The 14,857-nt window shown below is 70.2% G+C and carries 14 protein-coding genes; 4 read left to right on the top strand and 10 right to left on the bottom strand.

Annotated features, from left to right (window positions below; all coding sequences use genetic code 11):
* Positions 1 to 2: 2 nt before the first annotated feature.
* From ACFU6I_RS09050 to ACFU6I_RS09015, 8 genes are all read right to left on the bottom strand, one after another.
* A complete protein-coding gene (locus tag ACFU6I_RS09050) occupies positions 3 to 1,421 on the bottom strand; it encodes an NAD(P)/FAD-dependent oxidoreductase (RefSeq protein WP_384363236.1) in 1,419 nt (472 codons plus the stop codon).
* The gene (locus tag ACFU6I_RS09045; protein WP_384363234.1) at positions 1,418 to 2,590 is read right to left on the bottom strand and encodes an ABC transporter ATP-binding protein; all 1,173 of its coding nucleotides are present in this window, start codon (positions 2,588 to 2,590) and stop codon (positions 1,418 to 1,420) included. The genes ACFU6I_RS09050 and ACFU6I_RS09045 overlap by 4 nt, the downstream gene beginning before the upstream one ends.
* The gene (locus tag ACFU6I_RS09040; RefSeq protein ID WP_345516465.1) at positions 2,580 to 3,371 is read right to left on the bottom strand and encodes an ABC transporter permease; all 792 of its coding nucleotides are present in this window, start codon (positions 3,369 to 3,371) and stop codon (positions 2,580 to 2,582) included. The genes ACFU6I_RS09045 and ACFU6I_RS09040 overlap by 11 nt, the downstream gene beginning before the upstream one ends.
* Positions 3,368 to 4,246, bottom strand: a complete 879-nt coding sequence (locus ACFU6I_RS09035; protein ID WP_384363232.1) for an ABC transporter permease — start codon at positions 4,244 to 4,246, stop codon at positions 3,368 to 3,370. Before ACFU6I_RS09035 ends, ACFU6I_RS09040 begins: the two co-directional genes overlap by 4 nt.
* Positions 4,247 to 4,249: 3 nt before the next feature.
* Positions 4,250 to 5,371 (bottom strand): ABC transporter substrate-binding protein, encoded by a 1,122-nt coding sequence (locus ACFU6I_RS09030; protein WP_384363230.1) that lies wholly within the window; start codon positions 5,369 to 5,371, stop codon positions 4,250 to 4,252.
* A 216-nt stretch (positions 5,372 to 5,587) separates the two neighbouring features.
* Entirely contained in the window at positions 5,588 to 6,178 is a 591-nt protein-coding gene (locus ACFU6I_RS09025; protein ID WP_384363228.1) for a helix-turn-helix domain-containing protein, read from the bottom strand.
* 637 nt (positions 6,179 to 6,815) lie between these two features.
* Entirely contained in the window at positions 6,816 to 7,847 is a 1,032-nt protein-coding gene (locus ACFU6I_RS09020) for a nitronate monooxygenase (protein ID WP_384363226.1), read from the bottom strand.
* A gap of 234 nt (positions 7,848 to 8,081) precedes the next feature.
* Positions 8,082 to 8,699 (bottom strand): TetR/AcrR family transcriptional regulator, encoded by a 618-nt coding sequence (locus tag ACFU6I_RS09015; protein ID WP_384363224.1) that lies wholly within the window; start codon positions 8,697 to 8,699, stop codon positions 8,082 to 8,084.
* Positions 8,700 to 9,059: 360 nt separating this feature from the next.
* Between ACFU6I_RS09015 and ACFU6I_RS09010 the strand changes: the two genes are divergently transcribed.
* The 3 genes from ACFU6I_RS09010 (at position 9,060) to ACFU6I_RS09000 (ending at position 11,903) form a co-directional block, all read left to right on the top strand.
* Positions 9,060 to 9,362, top strand: coding sequence for a muconolactone Delta-isomerase family protein (locus ACFU6I_RS09010; RefSeq protein ID WP_384363222.1), 303 nt, complete (start codon positions 9,060 to 9,062; stop codon positions 9,360 to 9,362).
* A gap of 520 nt (positions 9,363 to 9,882) precedes the next feature.
* Complete coding sequence (locus ACFU6I_RS09005) at positions 9,883 to 10,596, top strand: SDR family oxidoreductase (RefSeq protein WP_345516476.1); 714 nt, start codon at positions 9,883 to 9,885, stop codon at positions 10,594 to 10,596.
* A 662-nt stretch (positions 10,597 to 11,258) separates the two neighbouring features.
* Entirely contained in the window at positions 11,259 to 11,903 is a 645-nt protein-coding gene (locus ACFU6I_RS09000; RefSeq protein WP_384363219.1) for a DsbA family protein, read from the top strand.
* Positions 11,904 to 12,034: 131 nt separating this feature from the next.
* Here the strand turns inward: ACFU6I_RS09000 and ACFU6I_RS08995 are convergent, their stop codons facing one another.
* Positions 12,035 to 12,670 (bottom strand): Imm21 family immunity protein, encoded by a 636-nt coding sequence (locus ACFU6I_RS08995; RefSeq protein WP_384363271.1) that lies wholly within the window; start codon positions 12,668 to 12,670, stop codon positions 12,035 to 12,037.
* Positions 12,671 to 13,262: 592 nt separating this feature from the next.
* On the opposite strand from ACFU6I_RS08995, the gene ACFU6I_RS08990 reads away from it, so the two are divergent.
* Complete coding sequence (locus tag ACFU6I_RS08990; protein ID WP_384363217.1) at positions 13,263 to 13,886, top strand: histidine phosphatase family protein; 624 nt, start codon at positions 13,263 to 13,265, stop codon at positions 13,884 to 13,886.
* A gap of 118 nt (positions 13,887 to 14,004) precedes the next feature.
* On the opposite strand, the gene wrbA is transcribed toward ACFU6I_RS08990, so the two are convergent.
* On the bottom strand, positions 14,005 to 14,613 hold the full coding sequence (wrbA, locus tag ACFU6I_RS08985) for an NAD(P)H:quinone oxidoreductase (RefSeq protein ID WP_384363215.1): 609 nt from the start codon (positions 14,611 to 14,613) through the stop codon (positions 14,005 to 14,007).
* Between the last annotated feature and the right edge of the window lie 244 nt (positions 14,614 to 14,857).

Here is a 14,857-nt window from a genome sequence, read left to right as displayed (position 1 = left end):
TTTCAGCGGCCGCTGATGACGTTGGCGACGCGTGCGATGACGGAGGTGCGCTCCAGGCCGGAGTTCTCGTGCCGGTCGGCGGCGCGGTAGGCGACGTAGAGGCTGCGCACGCCCAGCCAGCGCAGCGGCTCCGGCTCCCAGCCGCGCACCTTGCGGTCGACCCAGGGAAGCCGGGTGAGGTCGGTTTTCTGGCGCAGGATCAGGTCGCGCAGAGTGCGTCCGGCGAGGTTGGTGGTGGTCACGCCGTGCCCGACGTAGCCGCCGGCCCAGCCGAGACCGGTCCGCTCGTCCAAGTGGACGGTGGCGCACCAGTCGCGCGGAACGCCCAGCACACCGGACCAGGTGTGGTCGATCCCGACGCCCTCGGTGGCCGGGAAGTGCTGCCGCAGGATGGCCTGCAGCTGCAACTGGGTGGCGGCCCGGGTCTCGCCGCGCTGGTCGACGTGGGAGCCGAACATGTACGGGATGCCGCGCCCGCCGATGGCGATGCGGCCGTCGGTGGTGCGCTGGATGTAGCAGTACGAGTTGGCCTCGTCCCCGATCAGTTCGGCGCCGCGCCAGCCGATCTCGTCCCACGCGGAGGCGGGCAGCGGCTCGGTGACGATCATGCTGCTGTTCATCGGCAGCCAGACCCGGCGGTGACCGCGCAGCCCGGCGGTGAATCCCTCCAGCGCCCGGATGACGTACGTCGCCTTGACGGTGCCGTGCGGGGTGACCGCCTCGTGCGGGCGGATCTCGGTGACCTCGGTGCCCTCGTAGATGGCCACGCCCATCCGCTCGACCACGTCGGCCAGGCCCCGCACCAGCTTGGCGGGCTGGATGCGGGCGCAGTGCGGGCTCCACTGGGCGTAGCGGGCGCCGGCCACGCGGACCCGCTCGGCGAGCCGGTCCGCGTCGAGTTCGACCAGGTCGTCGTCGCCCCAGCCCTCGGCGCGCAGCGTCGGCAGCCCTTCGCGCAGCCGCCGCTCCTGCGCGGCGTTGGTGGCGACGTGCAGCAGACCGTCCTTCTGGATGTCGGCCTCGATGCCTTCCTCGGCGGCGACCCGGATGACCTCGTCGACGGAGGAGAACATCTCGCGCTGCAGGGCGACGGCCGGCTCCCGGCCGTGCGACGCGGCGTAGCGGCGCATCTGGCCGGGCGGCTCGGCGCTGAGCCAGCCGCCGTTGCGGCCGGAGGCGCCGAAACCGGCGAACTCCTTCTCCAGGACGGCGATCCTGAGGTCGGGCTGGGCCTGCTTGAGGTAGTACGCGGTCCACAGGGAGGTGTAGCCGCCGCCGACGAGCGCGACGTCCACGTCCAGATCGCCGGGCAGGGCCGGGCGGCGGGCGGGGACGCCGCCCTCCCGGTACCAGAAGGAGACGGCGCCGTTGACGAAGGTGGGGCTGGTGGCGGGAGTGCCGCCCGTAGTGGTCGTGCTCATCGTCCGCTCATTTCCGCGGCGGCGACCGGGATCCGGTCACCGGAAGTGGGTGGGTGGGTGGTGCCGGTCGTGTCGTCGAGCAGGACGCCTCGTTCGACGTCCCAGACCACGGTGACCTCGTCACCGCGGCGGACGCCGGACAGCCGGTCGGCCTGCTCGCGGGCGAGCAGCATGGTGCCGTCGGGCAGGGCGAGTTCGAGCTTGCGGCCGGAGCCCAGGTAGATCTCCTGGGTGACCCGGGCGGGAAGCGCGTTGACCCCGGAGGCCACCGGCGCCGCGGCCGGTTGCACTCGCAGGTGCTCGGGGCGGACCACGACGGCGGCCGTGCCGTCCTCCGTCGGCCGGCCGAGTGCGCCTACGGTGCGGTCGCCGACCCGCAGGAGGGAGTCGTCGCCGTCCGGCTCGACGCGTCCCCGGATGACGGAGGACTCGCCGAGGAACTCGGCCACGAAGAGGCTGCGGGGCTTTTCGTAGAGTTCGCTCCCGGTGCCGATCTGCTGAATACCCCCGTCGTCGAAGACGGCGATGCGGTCCGACAGGACGAGCGCCTCCTCCTGGTCGTGGGTGACGAAGACGAAGGTGGAGCCGACCTCCTGGTGCACCCGTTTGATCTCCAACTGGAGGGATTCGCGCAGCTTCTTGTCGAGCGCGCCGAGCGGCTCGTCCATCAGCAGCACGCTCGGCTCGTACACCACGGCCCGGGCCAGGGCGACCCGCTGCTGCTGGCCGCCGGAGAGTTCGCGCGGCCTGCGGTGGCCGTAGCCGCCGAGCCGCACGGTCTGAAGGGCCGCTTCGACCATCTCGGTGCGGCGGGCCTTGGGCACCTTGCGCTGCTTGAGCGGGAAGGCGACGTTCTCCGCCACGGTCATGTGGGGGAAGAGCGCATAGTGCTGGAAGACCATGCCGATGTCGCGCCGGTGCGGCGGCAGGTCCTGCATCTGCTTGCCGCCGATGGTCAGCGTGCCCGAGGTGGCGGTGGTGAAACCGGCGATGATGTTGAGGGTGGTGGTCTTGCCGGAGCCGCTGGGGCCCAGCAGGGTCATGAACTCGCCCGGTTCGATGACCAGGGAGACGTCGTCGACGGCGACGGAGTCCGCGTACTCCTTGCGCACCTGCGCCAGTTCGATGCGGGCTCCGCGCGCCTTGATGAGGCTGGACTCAGCGGACACGGTTCCTCCTGGCGGTGGCGAAGGTGGCGGCCAGCACGAGCACCGTGGTGAAGACGATGATCAAAGTGGCGGCCGCGGCGATGGTGGGGTCGGTGTCCCGGGTCACGCTGGCGAACATCTTGACCGGCAGGGTCTGCAGGTAGGGGCTCTGGATGAACAGCGAGACGACGACCTCGTCGAAACTGGTGACGAAGGCGAACAAGGCGCCGGAGACGACTCCGGGGGCGATCTGAGGCAGGGTCACCTGCCGGATGGCGCCCCACCGGTTGGCGCCGCAGATCAGCGCGGCGTCCTCCAGCCGCCGGTCGAAGCCGCGCATGCTCGCCGTCACCGGGATGATCACGAACGGCAGGGCAAGCACCGTGTGGGCGGTGACGAAGCCGAGCAGGGTGCCCAGCAGGTTGTACTGGAGGAAAAGCGCATACACGCCGATGGCCACCACCACGGTCGGCACGATCATGGGGGCCAGCAGCAGCCCGTACGACCCCTTCACCCAGCGCGAGCCGGACCGGGTGAGCGCGATCGCGGCGGCGGTGCCCAGAACAGTGGCCACCAGCGCGACCAGGGCGCCGACTTGGAGCGACGAGAGCAGCGCGTCGATCCACCGGGGGTCGGTGAAGAAGTTGGTGTACCAGCGGGTGGACCAGCCGCTCGGCGGGAACACCAGGGACGCCTTGTCGGTGAAGCTGAGCGGGATCACCACCAGCGTCGGCGCGATGAGCCAGCAGCCCACCAGGGCGCTGAACGTCCAGAGCGCGATCCGTGCGGGTCCGGTCCTCATCGGGCACCTCCGCGGTTACGGGTGAATCGCAGGACGACGCCGACCAGTCCCAGCAGGACCAGCGTCACCGCCAGCAGCACCACGCCCATCGCTCCGCCGCGGCCCCATGCCAGCAGCCCACTGACCTGGGTGAAGATCTGCTGCGAGATCAGCGCCTGGTCGGGCGAGCCCAGCAGCGCCGGGGTGACGTAGAAGCCGAGCGAGGTGATGAACACGGTCAGCGCGCCTGCGCCGACGCCGGGCAGCGACAGCGGCACGAAGACCCGCAGGAACGCGACGGCCGGGCGTGCGCCCATGCCCTGCGCGGCGTCCAGCAGCCGGCGGTCGATGCCGCTCATCACCGCGTACAGCGGCAGCACCATGAAGGGCATCAGCACCTGGGACATGCCGATCACCACTCCGGAGGGCGTGCGGATCAGCTGCAGCGGGCCCAGCCCGACGGTGCCGAGGAGCTGGTTGACCACGCCGCTGTCCTGGAGCAGCACCACCCAGGCGAAGGTGCGCACCATCAGGCTGGTCCAGAACGGCAGCAGCACCAGCAGGGTGAGCCAGATCCGCGCGCGGGCGCCGACCACGGTCATCAGGTAGGCGTACGGGTAGGAGAGCACCAGCGTCACCAGTGTGACGACGGCGCCGACGGTCAGCGTGCGGACCAGCGTGGCGAGGGCGACGTCGCTGGTGAGGAACCAGGAGTAGTTGCCCCAGCCGGGCGTCGGCTCGGTGACGCTGCGCCAGGCCATCAGACCCAGCGGCACCAGGAAGAGCACGGCGAGCAGGACCACCGCGGGCAGCAGCAGCCACCCCCACCGGCCGTCGGCGCCCTTGCGGGGCCGGCCGCCGGTGGCCGGGGAGGCGATCTCGATCAGGGCGGTCATGGGTTACCGCGCCAGCCAGTCGGACCACTTCTGGATGATCTGCTCCTGGTTCTTCGCCCACCAGGCGTTGTCGATCTTGAGCGCCTGGGCCTCCCGCTCGGGGCCGGTGGTCACGTACTGCGAGGCGAGCTCGTCGAGCCTGGGCTTGGCGTCGGAGTTGATCGGCGAGTAGGAGGTCAGTTCGGTGAGCTTGGTCTGCTGGGTGGCGCCCAGGTAGTAGTTGATCAGCGCCATGGCGGCCTTGGGGTTCTTCGCGCCGACGGGAACGGCGAGGGAGTCGGAGACCGGCAGGAACTGGTTCCATTGCGGCGCGAATTGGGCGCCGTTCTTGACCGCGGAGTAGGCGCGGCCCGACCACACCATGGCCATGGAGACCTCGCCGGACTCCAGCAACTGCTGGGAGCGGGCACCGGTGTCCCAGAAGACCAGCGAGGAGCGGACGCCGGTCAACTTCTTCAGGGCCCGGTCGACGTCCAGCGGGTACAGCTGGTCGGGAGCGACCCCGTCGGCGATCAGCGCCGCCTCCAGCGCACCCGGGGCCGCGTCCGACGCGAAGCCGGGTATCGCGCGCTTGCCCGGGTACTTGGCCGTGTCGAGGAAGTCCGCCCAGTCCTTCGGCGGGTTGTCGCCGAACTTCTTCTTGTCGTACATCAGGACCACGCCGTAGCTCATGGCCGGCACGGAGCACTTGCCCTCCATGCCCTTGGGGAGCTTGGAGGTGTCGACGATGTCGCTGTCGAGCGGCATGAACAGCTTGCCGCACTGACGCTCGGCCCAGAGGGTGTCGGCGTCCACCACGTCCCAGGTGACGTTCTTGGCATCGACCTGGGCCTTGACCTTGGTGTAGTCGGTGGGACCGTCGGAGAGCACCTTGGCCCCCGAGTTCGTGGCGAACGGCTTGACGGCCGCGGCCTCCTGGCCGTCCTGGTAGATGCCGCCGTAGGAGGCGAAGGTGAGGGTGACGCCGTCGAGCGCGCCCTTCTTGACCTTGCCGGCCACGGCCGGACCGGGGCCCAGGTCGACGTCGGCCGCGGCGGGGCCGGTGCCGGCGCAGCCGGTGAGGGACAGCAGCAGGGCACCGGCGGCAGCGGTACACCTAAGGATGTTGCGGGATATTCCGGGCATTACTGACTCCAAGAAGGAACGGTGAAGGCACCAGAGGGGGATGAGGGCGCGGAGCGCGCGCAACAGGAGTGCGCGGCGGCAGGGGTACGCATCGCGCGCCAGGGGAGGGGGTGGCGGGAAGGCGCGCGAGGCACGCCTCTGGGGGGAGGGGAGGGGGTGCGGCACACCCGGGGGAAGGGGGGTGCGACGGGTGGGCCGGGGTGTGGTGGGGAGAAGTCAGTCCGGTGTCGGTGGGCTGATGATCCAGAGGATTTCCGCAGGCGTTTCATGGTTGTTGGCCACGCGGTGCGGCACCGAGGAGCGGTATTCGATGCTGTCGCCGGCGTCCAGGTCGTGGGCGCGGCCGTCGAGTTCGACCCGCACGGCACCGCTGATCACCAGAAGGATCTCCTGCGAGTCGCCATGGGTGTAGGCGTCGTCGCCGGTGGAGGCCCCCGGGTCGAACTCGCCCGCGTACACCTCCAGATGGCTGAGCGGGCGCTGTGAAATGAGTAATTTGCGACTTCCCGGAGCGGTGTGCAGCATCGGCCGGTCGGCCCGCCGCACCACCCTCGGACCGGGCCTGCTGTCCTGGTCGAACAGGTCGGCCACGGTGACGCCGAGCGCCACGGCGATCCGCCGCAGCATGCCGATGGAGGAGTTCGCCTGCCCACGTTCCAGCTGACTGAGGAACCCGGGGCTGGCCTGGGCTGCCTCCCCCAGGGCGCGCAGCGACATCCGCCGCATCATCCGGTACTCCCGGATGCGAGCCCCCAGGGCCGTGTCGGCAGCGTTGGCGGAGGGGTCCGGCGACGAACGATCAGTCATGAGTGAACACCTGATGCGTCTTCAGCGAACACTTTGTTCGCTGGGGTGATACGGACCGTACGCTGACGTGATCTGCGATACAAGACCCTCCCTGTGCCGTCACCGGAACGTGACCACCGCGTACGGGCTCGTAGGAGGGCGCGGCGGCGCGAGCGGATCCTGGACGCCGCCGAGGAGGCCTTCGTTATCAGGGGTTGCGCCGCCACGACGCTGCTCGTCCCGGCCGAACGCATCGGTGGGGGATTCGCTCCGGCAGCTTGCCGAATCGTGCGCGGCGCGCCGTTTCGGCGGCCTCGGGACTCTCGGGTGCAGAACGCATCGCGTCGTCCCCTTGGCAGCCTGGTGGCGGCTCCCGGTCGGTTGCGGGCCGGTGTGGTCGGCGAGGGCTGGTGGGGTCACCCAAGGGGTGGTGAACCTGCCGAGGAGCATCCGGTGACCGTATGGCCTCGACCATGCGCGCATATTCGTCACCCTTCAAGGCGGTGACTCTCCCTGTGGGAGGGGTCGGCGCGCTCGGGTGCGGCCGGGCGGTGGAGCTCCTGGGGCGCGGGCTGCTCGACGGAGATGCTGCGCCCGTCGGACCTGCCCTGCGCCCGAGTCGCCCGGAGTGTGCCGGGCGTCGGTCACGGTGCGCCGGTCAGAGCCCGGACGCCAGCCGCTCCAGGATCCGGCCGGCGGGCTCGGCGGTGGCATGGCGGTATCCCGTGCCGGCCCACAGATTGATCCGTTCGGGATCGTCCGCGGCGGCGGCCGCCTTGCGCATCGGGCTGGTCAAGTGGTGCAGCGCGGGATAGCCGGCCGGGGCGAGGTCGGTGTAGCGGTCGGTGAAGCCGTTGCGCAGTGCCCTCGCGGGACGCCCGGTGAAGGCCCGGGTTACCACGGTCCGGCGCCGCGCCGGGTCGGCCAGTGCGGCCTTGTGGGGTCGTGAGGTGCCGGCCTCGTCGGCACGCAGCAGGACGGTGCCGACCATGACCGCCGCGGCTCCGGCGCGCAGCGCCCCGGTCACGTCCGCCGGGGTGGCCGCTCCGCCCGCGGCGACGAGTGGTAGGGGCACTGCCTGGCGCACCTCGCCCAACAGGTCGGTCAGGGGAACGGGCGCCGGAATGCGCTGCGGGGTGAGCGTGCCGGAGTGTCCTCCTGCCGCCGAGGCCTGCACGGCCAGCACATCCACGCCGGCTTCCGCGGCCAGGCGGGCCTCCGCAGCCGAGGTGACCGTCTGGACGACCAGCGTCCCGGCGGCGCGCAGCGCGGCGATCACCGCTGCCTCCGGGACGGCGAAGGTGAAGCTGACGACCGGTACCGGGTCGGACAGCAGCAGGTCGATCTTGTCCGACCAGTGATCGTCGTCCTCGACGATTCCGGTTGTCAGGATGTCGATGCCGTGGCTTCGGGCCTCGGGAGCGATGGAGAGCGCGTAGCGGCGGAAGGCCTCCGGGTCGACCGGGACGGGGTTGGGCGCAAACAGATTGACCCCGAAGCGCGCGCCGTCGGACCGGACCTCGGCAATCTGCTCGGCGAGGGCGTCGGCGGTCCGGTAGCCGCCGGCAAGAAACCCGAGGCTGTTCGCCCGGGCCGCGGCGGTGACCAGCGCGGGCGTGGTGGGGCCGCCGGCCATCGGCGCGGCGAGAACCGGGGTGCTGACCCCGAGAGCGGCCAGTGGCGAGACCATGATGGGTGTCTTCCTCCTGTGAGGTGGCGATGCCTGCCTTGTCGGGTCTCCGGGCGATCCGAACTCCGGTCGGTCCGCGGGACGGGCCTCGGTCCGGCTCCTGACATGTCGCGCGAGGCCGTACGTGCCCCGGCCCGGCAGGCAGTTCGCCACCGGGCCCATGGACTCTCCGGAGCTGCCCCTGCCCCGCCCGTCGGCCACGACAGCCGCAGATCGAGGTCTGCAGCTGTCGTGTCAGGCGTCGGCCGGGGCCTGCGCCGTACGAGCGCCCAGTAGCGCCAGGCAGTTCGTCCAGAGGGCGCTGAGCTGGGAGGTGTTGTTGTAGAGCTTGGCGAACAAGACCTGGCCCTCGAGCTGCGCGACCACCGATCGGGCGGCTTCGCGCGTGTCGGTGACGGTGACGTCGCCACGCTGGAGGGCCTCGGCGATGACCGAGTCGACCATCTCGACCTGGGCGTCGAAGATCTCCTGCAGATGCTTGCGGACAGCTTCGGTCTGGTTGCTCATCTCCAGGGTGAGATTCCCGAACATGCAGCCTGAAACGGTCCCGCAGCTCTGCTGGCCGGCCCGTTGCTCGGCTTCCGTCTCCTCGAACAGCTGCCGCAGCCGCTGCAGTGGCTCCGCGCCGCTGTTGAGGATGCGGGTCCAGTCGCTCTGCTGGACGGCCCACTGCTCGTCGATCACGGCCAGCGCGAGAGCCTCCTTGGACTCGAAGAAGTAGTAGAAACTGCCCTTGGGCACCCCGGCCGTCTTGCAGATCTCGGCCACACCCAGAGCCGAGTAGCCGCGCAGCTCGATGAGCGAGTGCGCAGCGCTGAGGATCTTCTCTTTGGCATCGCTGGTCCGTCCCATGATGCCAGTATATGACCGCTCGACTATATTTTACTAGACCGGTCGACTAGTCACCGCTATCCTGCACTCGTCGGCAGGGGGAAGCCGCCCTGGCGTCGTCCCGGATGGCCCGTGCACTGCGAGGCCGTGGACAACCGGTAGTGCATCGCCGTACCGGCTCCCGCGGCATCCGGCGTGCGCCCACGGTGTACCTGGCCCGCCTCGCTGGTCCTGTCGCAGGTGCGCGTCGGCCATTCCGGCCGTCCGCCGGGTCGTGCTCGCCGCGGCGAGCACCGTGAGCTGCGGGAGTGTGCCGCTGTCCCCCTTCTGCACGTTTCCGGCGCCGCCGAAGTCCCAACTGCATCAGAGAGAGGTACGTACATGAAGGAGTTCCTGGTCGAGCTCACCACCACCGTCCCCGAGGGCACCGACCCGGCCGAGGTCGACCGCCGTCGCGCGGCCGAAGCCGTCCGGGCCGGTGAACTGGCCGCCGCCGGTCACCTGGTCAGGCTGTGGCGCCCGGTGGGTGAACTGCGCAGTGTCGGTCTGTGGCGCGCCGCCGACGAGGCCGAGTTGTACGAGGAGGTGCTCGGCACGCTGCCCCTCTGGCCGTGGATGACCGCGGTGGTCACCGCCGTCCAGTCGCACCCCAACGACCCGGGCGGGAACGGGGGTGCTGCCTGACTGTGCATCCCGTCCCCGCGCCCTGCTCCCCGCCGACCGGTCATGGCCGCGGCGGGGAGTCGTGCCCCGCCCCGCCCTGACGCGCACACATCGAGGTGCGGGTCAGGGGGGAATCGATGTGGCTCCCCCTCGCGACGCCCGGCGCGCTCCGCTCACTCCGGGCTTTCGTGGCCCGGGCCGTGGACGCGTCGGCCCGGCCCGCCCCGTGCCGCATTCGGAATCCGCGCCCGCCCGGCAGTTCGTACCGGTTGACAGCGCTGAGGCCCGGATGGATCGGCCGGCCCCGGTGAAGCGCGCGGGCCCGTCGGAACGGGTGGTGCGCCCGTGGCGCGCCGCTCCCCGCCCTGCCGTGCCCGATGGTGGGGTGGGGGCGGACAGGCCGATTCGCGGCGGCGTGCGTACCCCGCCCCTGTCACTCGCGACGCCGAACTTTGACGGTTCTCGACCGGTCGTCTAGTTTATAGGTGACCGGTCGGCTAGTGCCGGTACGAGACTCCCCACCCCGTTGAAGAAGGTCATCATGAGCAGCCAGGGTCAGAAGGTCGCGGTCATCACCGGCGCCTCTCAGGGAATCGGCGCCGGCCTGGTCGCCGCCTACCGCAAGCTGGGCTACGCCGTCGTCGCCACCTCACGCAACATTCCCCAGTCGCAGGACCCGGAGGTCCTCACCATCCAGGGCGACATCGCCGACCGCGCTACAGCCGAGCGCGTCATCGCCGCGGGCGTCGAGAGGTTCGGCCGCATCGACACGCTGGTCAACAACGCCGGGATCTTCATCGCGAAGCCCTTCACCGACTACACCGAGGACGACTACGACGCGGTGCTCCGCGTGAACGTGGACGGCTTCTTCCGGATCACCCAGCTCGCGGTCGAGCGCATGCTCGAGCAGGGCGGCGGTCACGTCGTGCAGATCACGAGCAGCCTGGCCGACCAGGCCGACTCCAGGGTGACCTCCGTACTCGCCTCGCTGACCAAGGGCGGCCTGCAGTCCGCCACCAAGGCCCTGGCCATCGAGTACGCCACCCGCGGCATCCGCAGCAACGCCGTCGCCCTGGGCACCATCAAGACCCCCATGCACCCCGAGGAGCACCACGAGTTCCTCGCCGGCCTGCACCCGGTCGGCCGGATGGGTGAGGTGAGCGACATCGTCGACGCGGTGGTCTACCTCGAGAACGCCCCGTTCGTCACGGGCGTCATCCTCCCCGTCGACGGCGGCCAGAGCGCCGGTCACTGAGCCGCAGGCCCCTGCTGCCTGTCCCTCGACCGTGTGGGGGCAGGGCCCCGTCCCGGCAGCCGCGGAGCGCTCCGGGTGCGGCATGCCGGGGTGGCAGGGTCCGACGTATCGGCTCGGCGGAGCGGCACACGGGCCGGGTGCCGCACCCGTGGCCGGGCCTGTCCGCACGATCCGCGGCAGGGGCAGCGTCCCACGCCCCTGCTCCGATCCGGCACCCGCACCGGAGCCGTCGACGGCAGAACCGGCACCGGCCGTCGCCGGGTGCGAGAGGGGCACACCTGACAGACCCCGACCCGTCGCGTTCGGTTCGTTCCGCACCGACTGGGGCGGCCCCTCGATGTCCCGTGTCCCGCGCACCATCCCCGACCACGAAGCGCTCGTCGATCCCATCCGTGCCGCCCGCCACGCCCGAAACGGCAGGCAGACCGGTGCCCGGCCCGGGCCGCCGAGGCGCTGCTGCGGGTCCTGGACGCCGGCAATCAGCCGGCCCACCTCGTGCTCGGCGCCGACGGCCTGCGCCTGGTCGAACAGATGCCGAAGCAGCTGAGCGGCGACGACCTCGCCGCGTGGGCCGACCCGACGGCGTCCACCGACTTGCCCACCGACCGTTGAACCATCCCCGGCCCGTCCCGCGGGCTCCGCGACCGCGTTTGGATCCTTTCGTGAACGACTCCCGCCCCCGCACACCCGTCGACTTCTGGTTCGACCCCGTGTGTCCGTGGACCTGGCTGACCTCCCGCTGGATGCTGGAGGTCGAAAAGGCCCGGGCTGTCGCCATCACCTGGCATGTGATGAGCCTGGCCGTCCTCAACGAAGGCCGCCTCGACGAACTGCCCGAGCGCATCCGTGTCCTGATGGGGCAGGCATGGGCACCGGTCCGCGTCCTGACCGCGGCCTCGCAGGCCCACGGTCCTGAGGTGCTGGAGCCTCTGTACACCGCGCTCGGCACCCGATTCCACCGACAGCAGCAGCCCAGGACCCGCCCGACCGTCGAAGCCGCACTGCGAGACGTCGGTCTGCCCGTGGACCTTGCCGACACCGGTGACACGGATGCCTACGACGAACTGCTGCGCGCCTCGCATCAGAAGGGTCTTGCTCTTGTCGGCGAGGAGGTCGGCAGTCCCATCATCGCCGTACCGGGCCCGGACACCGACACCGGCCAGATTGCCTTCTTCGGCCCGGTCGTCACACCCGCCCCCAAGGGCGAACAGGCAGGACGGCTGTGGGACGGCACCCTCGTCGTCGCCTCCACCCCGGGCTTCTACGAGATCAAGCGCAGCCGCACCGCCGGCCCCGTCTTCGACTGACGGCGATGATGTTCGTGGTGACGCCGCAGGCGGGTCCGAGCCGCCGACCGGCTGACGTTTCGACCAATGCCGGCGAGACGACGCGGCAGCCGAGGGGCAGGTGGTGCGGGAACAGCTCTTCGACGGACTCCTCAGCCGACTTGACGAGGAAGCGTTCTGATCGGGCGTCCCGATGAGAGTGAGTCTCCGTCGGACGGCAGAAGATGGACCAGCCCCACCCGGGCGTCGTCGTTCGGCGAAGCGTGGACGGCGCGGACTGTCCAGCGGCCCGGTCGTATCGGGACGGAGGCCTGCTCCGGCAGTCCTCCGCCGCTGGGGTACTCGACGTCCAGCTCGGCTCCGGCGGTGACGGAATCCATGAGCACCACAGGGCCGTTCGTCTCCCAGACACCGCACTCCTCCCACTGGATGGCGGGGTCGGCGAGTACGGCCTTGGCTGCGGCGATCAGATCGGCCTCGGAGCCGGCTCCGAGCCACCGGACGAAGGCGTGATGTTCCGGCAGATAGCAGGTGGTTGCGGGCAGGTCTGCCAAGACAAGTCCGAGCGCGCCTTCCTCGCCGACAGCGATCACGCCGGCCAGACCGTCCACCTCGCAGGCGCGGTCGTAGTCGTCCGCGACGTCCCCGTCGCCGATGACCATCCCCGACTCCGTGCAGCCACGCCATCCGTCCAATGCGGAAACCGGAACGGCGATCAGAGGGCCTCCCATCGACTCGACCCAGGTGAGGGAAGGCTCGGCTGAACCGGTTTCGGTGGAGGAGGACATTTTCATCACGTCAGTATCACCTCGGCCACTGACAATGCCTTCCTCGGGCCGCGGAGCAGATTCACCGACACCCTGCGGCGGACTGCGCCTTCATGGCATCGGACCGGATCGCGTGAGACCGGGTACCCGAGCCCCCTCGCCGCGACCGGCAGCTCGACATCGAGACCCGCATAGCAGAGGAGTTCCGCGCAGCAAGGTCCGCTACGACAACCTCAAGGCCGCTGTCACCCGCGTGCCGGGGCTGAGCCGAGCAGGGGCGGAGGCGGACCATGACCGCGGACGCGGTCGCGCCGGCGGTGCCCGCAAGGCTGCGCAGGCCGAGACCGACCCGACACCGGACGCCCAGGTTTGCGGCCGGGCATCGGCGACGGTGACGTCCCTGCACAGGAGGAGTTCACAAAATGGGCGCCCGGCTCGCGGCGGTGACCACCGAGAGGGAGAAGCACGAACCCGCCGAGGTCGGCTGACCGGCACGCGTCGCTGACGGAGACGCCGCTGCAGGATGCGCCTGCAGACGACGCAACCGCACGGCGCATGCCGGCGTCAGTCCAGACGTTGGCAAGATCATGAACCCTTGACGGAGGACTCGCCCATGACGGCAACAGCTGCCCGCTACCTCTACCTCACGCGGCACGGCGAGGCATCCGAGGACGAGAGCGAGTTGGCGGACAACGGCCGCCGCCAAGCCGTCCTGCTCGGAAAGCGGCTTCGTGAGGCCCCTCTCACGGCGATCCACCACGGCCCGCTCGCGCGTGCGGAGCAGACGGCGCAGCTGGTCTGCGAGCAGCTCGAAAGTGTCCCCCTGCAGCCGTCCGAACCGGCCGGCGATTACATCCCCTACATACCGCAGCGCGAGGAGCTGCCGCCGGAATCGGCCGATGCCATGCTCGGTCGCCTGGCCCAGTTCCCAGCCGAGGAACGCGAAAAAGGGCCGGAGCTGGCCGGGGCAGCTCTCGCGCAGTTCACCGGACCTGTCGCCGGCAACGAGCCGCGCCACGAACTCGTCGTCACCCACAACTTCCTCATCGGTTGGCTCGTCCGGGCTGCCCTCGACGCCCCGAAGTGGCGCTGGATGGGCATCAACCACGCCAACGCCGCGCTGACCGTCATCCGCTATGCGCCCGACCGGCCCTCATCCGTGCTCTTCTACAACGACATGAGCCACCTGCCCGCCGACCTTCGCTGGACCGGCTTCCCGCCCGACCTCCACGTCTGAGGGCAGCGACCCTCCACTGCATCGGCAGCCATCGGGCGAAGATCGAGCGACGGCGCCTGGCTGACGGGTGAGCCAGGCGCCGTCGAATCCCGTCAACAAAAACCACACACCTTGACGGTCAGGCGGCCTTGAGCTGTGCGGCGATCTTCACGACGCGTTCGGCCTGGATGCGAGCTGCCGTGCGAGTGGTGTCGTCGACGGGGTTGTTGCCCTGGGCGTCCACGTGGGAGGTGCCGTAGGGGTTGCCGTCGACGAACTTGGCCGGGTCGGTGAAGCCGGGGGTGACGGTGATGCCACCGAAGTGATGGACGGAGTTGTAAAGGGCGAGCAGGGTGGATTCCTGGCCGGCGTGAGGGGTGGCCGTGGAGACGAAGCCGCTGTAGACCTTGTCGGCCAGCTTGCCCTGGGCCCACAGGCCGCCGAGGGTGTCGATGAACTGCTTGAGCTGCGAGGAGACGTTACCGAAGCGGGTGGGGGTACCGAAGATCACGGCGTCGGCCCACTCGACGTCCTCGGGGGTGGCCACCGGGATGTGGGCGGTGGCGGTGTGGTTGGCGGCCCAGGCGGGGTTGGAGTCGATGGCGGACTGGGGGGCCAGCTCGGCTGCCTTGAGCAGGCGGACCTCGGCGCCGGACTTGATGCCGACGTCGTGCAGTTCCTTGGCGATATCGGTGATGGTGCCGGTGGCGGAGTAGTAGACGATTGCGAGCTTCACGGGGGTGGTCATGGGGCTTTCCGTTTCATTGCGGGGTAAGCGGGGGCCGGACTAGCTGACCGGTCGACTATTTAAAACTAGACGACCGGTCGACAACTGTCAAAGGTGTGCGCCGCCATCGGGCTGATCACCGCACAGCGGATCGCGGCCTCGGATCGGCCGAGGCGGCAAGTCGTGCGGGGACGTCGGGCGGAGGTGGCTCGGCCGACATGCAGGGTGCGCGATGGGAAGGGAGTGTGGATCGTCACGCAGGGCT

The sequence above is a fragment of the Streptomyces sp. NPDC057486 genome (assembly GCF_042802415.1).
Classification (GTDB): Bacteria; Actinomycetota; Actinomycetes; order Streptomycetales; family Streptomycetaceae; genus Streptomyces; species Streptomyces yanii.
This window is presented reverse-complemented; position numbering and strand designations above follow the sequence as displayed.

What these genes read in the sequence shown, in the direction of transcription:
- ACFU6I_RS09050 (WP_384363236.1), bottom strand. Translation starts at nt 1,421, where the DNA reads ATGAGCACGACCACTACGGGCGGCACTCCCGCCACCAGCCCCACCTTC.
- ACFU6I_RS09040 (WP_345516465.1), bottom strand. Translation starts at nt 3,371, where the DNA reads ATGAGGACCGGACCCGCACGGATCGCGCTCTGGACGTTCAGCGCCCTG.
- ACFU6I_RS09035 (WP_384363232.1), bottom strand. Translation starts at nt 4,246, where the DNA reads ATGACCGCCCTGATCGAGATCGCCTCCCCGGCCACCGGCGGCCGGCCC.
- ACFU6I_RS09030 (WP_384363230.1), bottom strand. Translation starts at nt 5,371, where the DNA reads ATGCCCGGAATATCCCGCAACATCCTTAGGTGTACCGCTGCCGCCGGT.
- ACFU6I_RS09025 (WP_384363228.1), bottom strand. Translation starts at nt 6,178, where the DNA reads ATGACTGATCGTTCGTCGCCGGACCCCTCCGCCAACGCTGCCGACACG.
- ACFU6I_RS09020 (WP_384363226.1), bottom strand. Translation starts at nt 7,847, where the DNA reads ATGGTCTCGCCACTGGCCGCTCTCGGGGTCAGCACCCCGGTTCTCGCC.
- ACFU6I_RS09015 (WP_384363224.1), bottom strand. Translation starts at nt 8,699, where the DNA reads ATGGGACGGACCAGCGATGCCAAAGAGAAGATCCTCAGCGCTGCGCAC.
- ACFU6I_RS09010 (WP_384363222.1), top strand. Translation starts at nt 9,060, where the DNA reads ATGAAGGAGTTCCTGGTCGAGCTCACCACCACCGTCCCCGAGGGCACC.
- ACFU6I_RS09005 (WP_345516476.1), top strand. Translation starts at nt 9,883, where the DNA reads ATGAGCAGCCAGGGTCAGAAGGTCGCGGTCATCACCGGCGCCTCTCAG.
- ACFU6I_RS08995 (WP_384363271.1), bottom strand. Translation starts at nt 12,670, where the DNA reads ATGTCCTCCTCCACCGAAACCGGTTCAGCCGAGCCTTCCCTCACCTGG.
- ACFU6I_RS08990 (WP_384363217.1), top strand. Translation starts at nt 13,263, where the DNA reads ATGACGGCAACAGCTGCCCGCTACCTCTACCTCACGCGGCACGGCGAG.
- wrbA (WP_384363215.1), bottom strand. Translation starts at nt 14,613, where the DNA reads ATGACCACCCCCGTGAAGCTCGCAATCGTCTACTACTCCGCCACCGGC.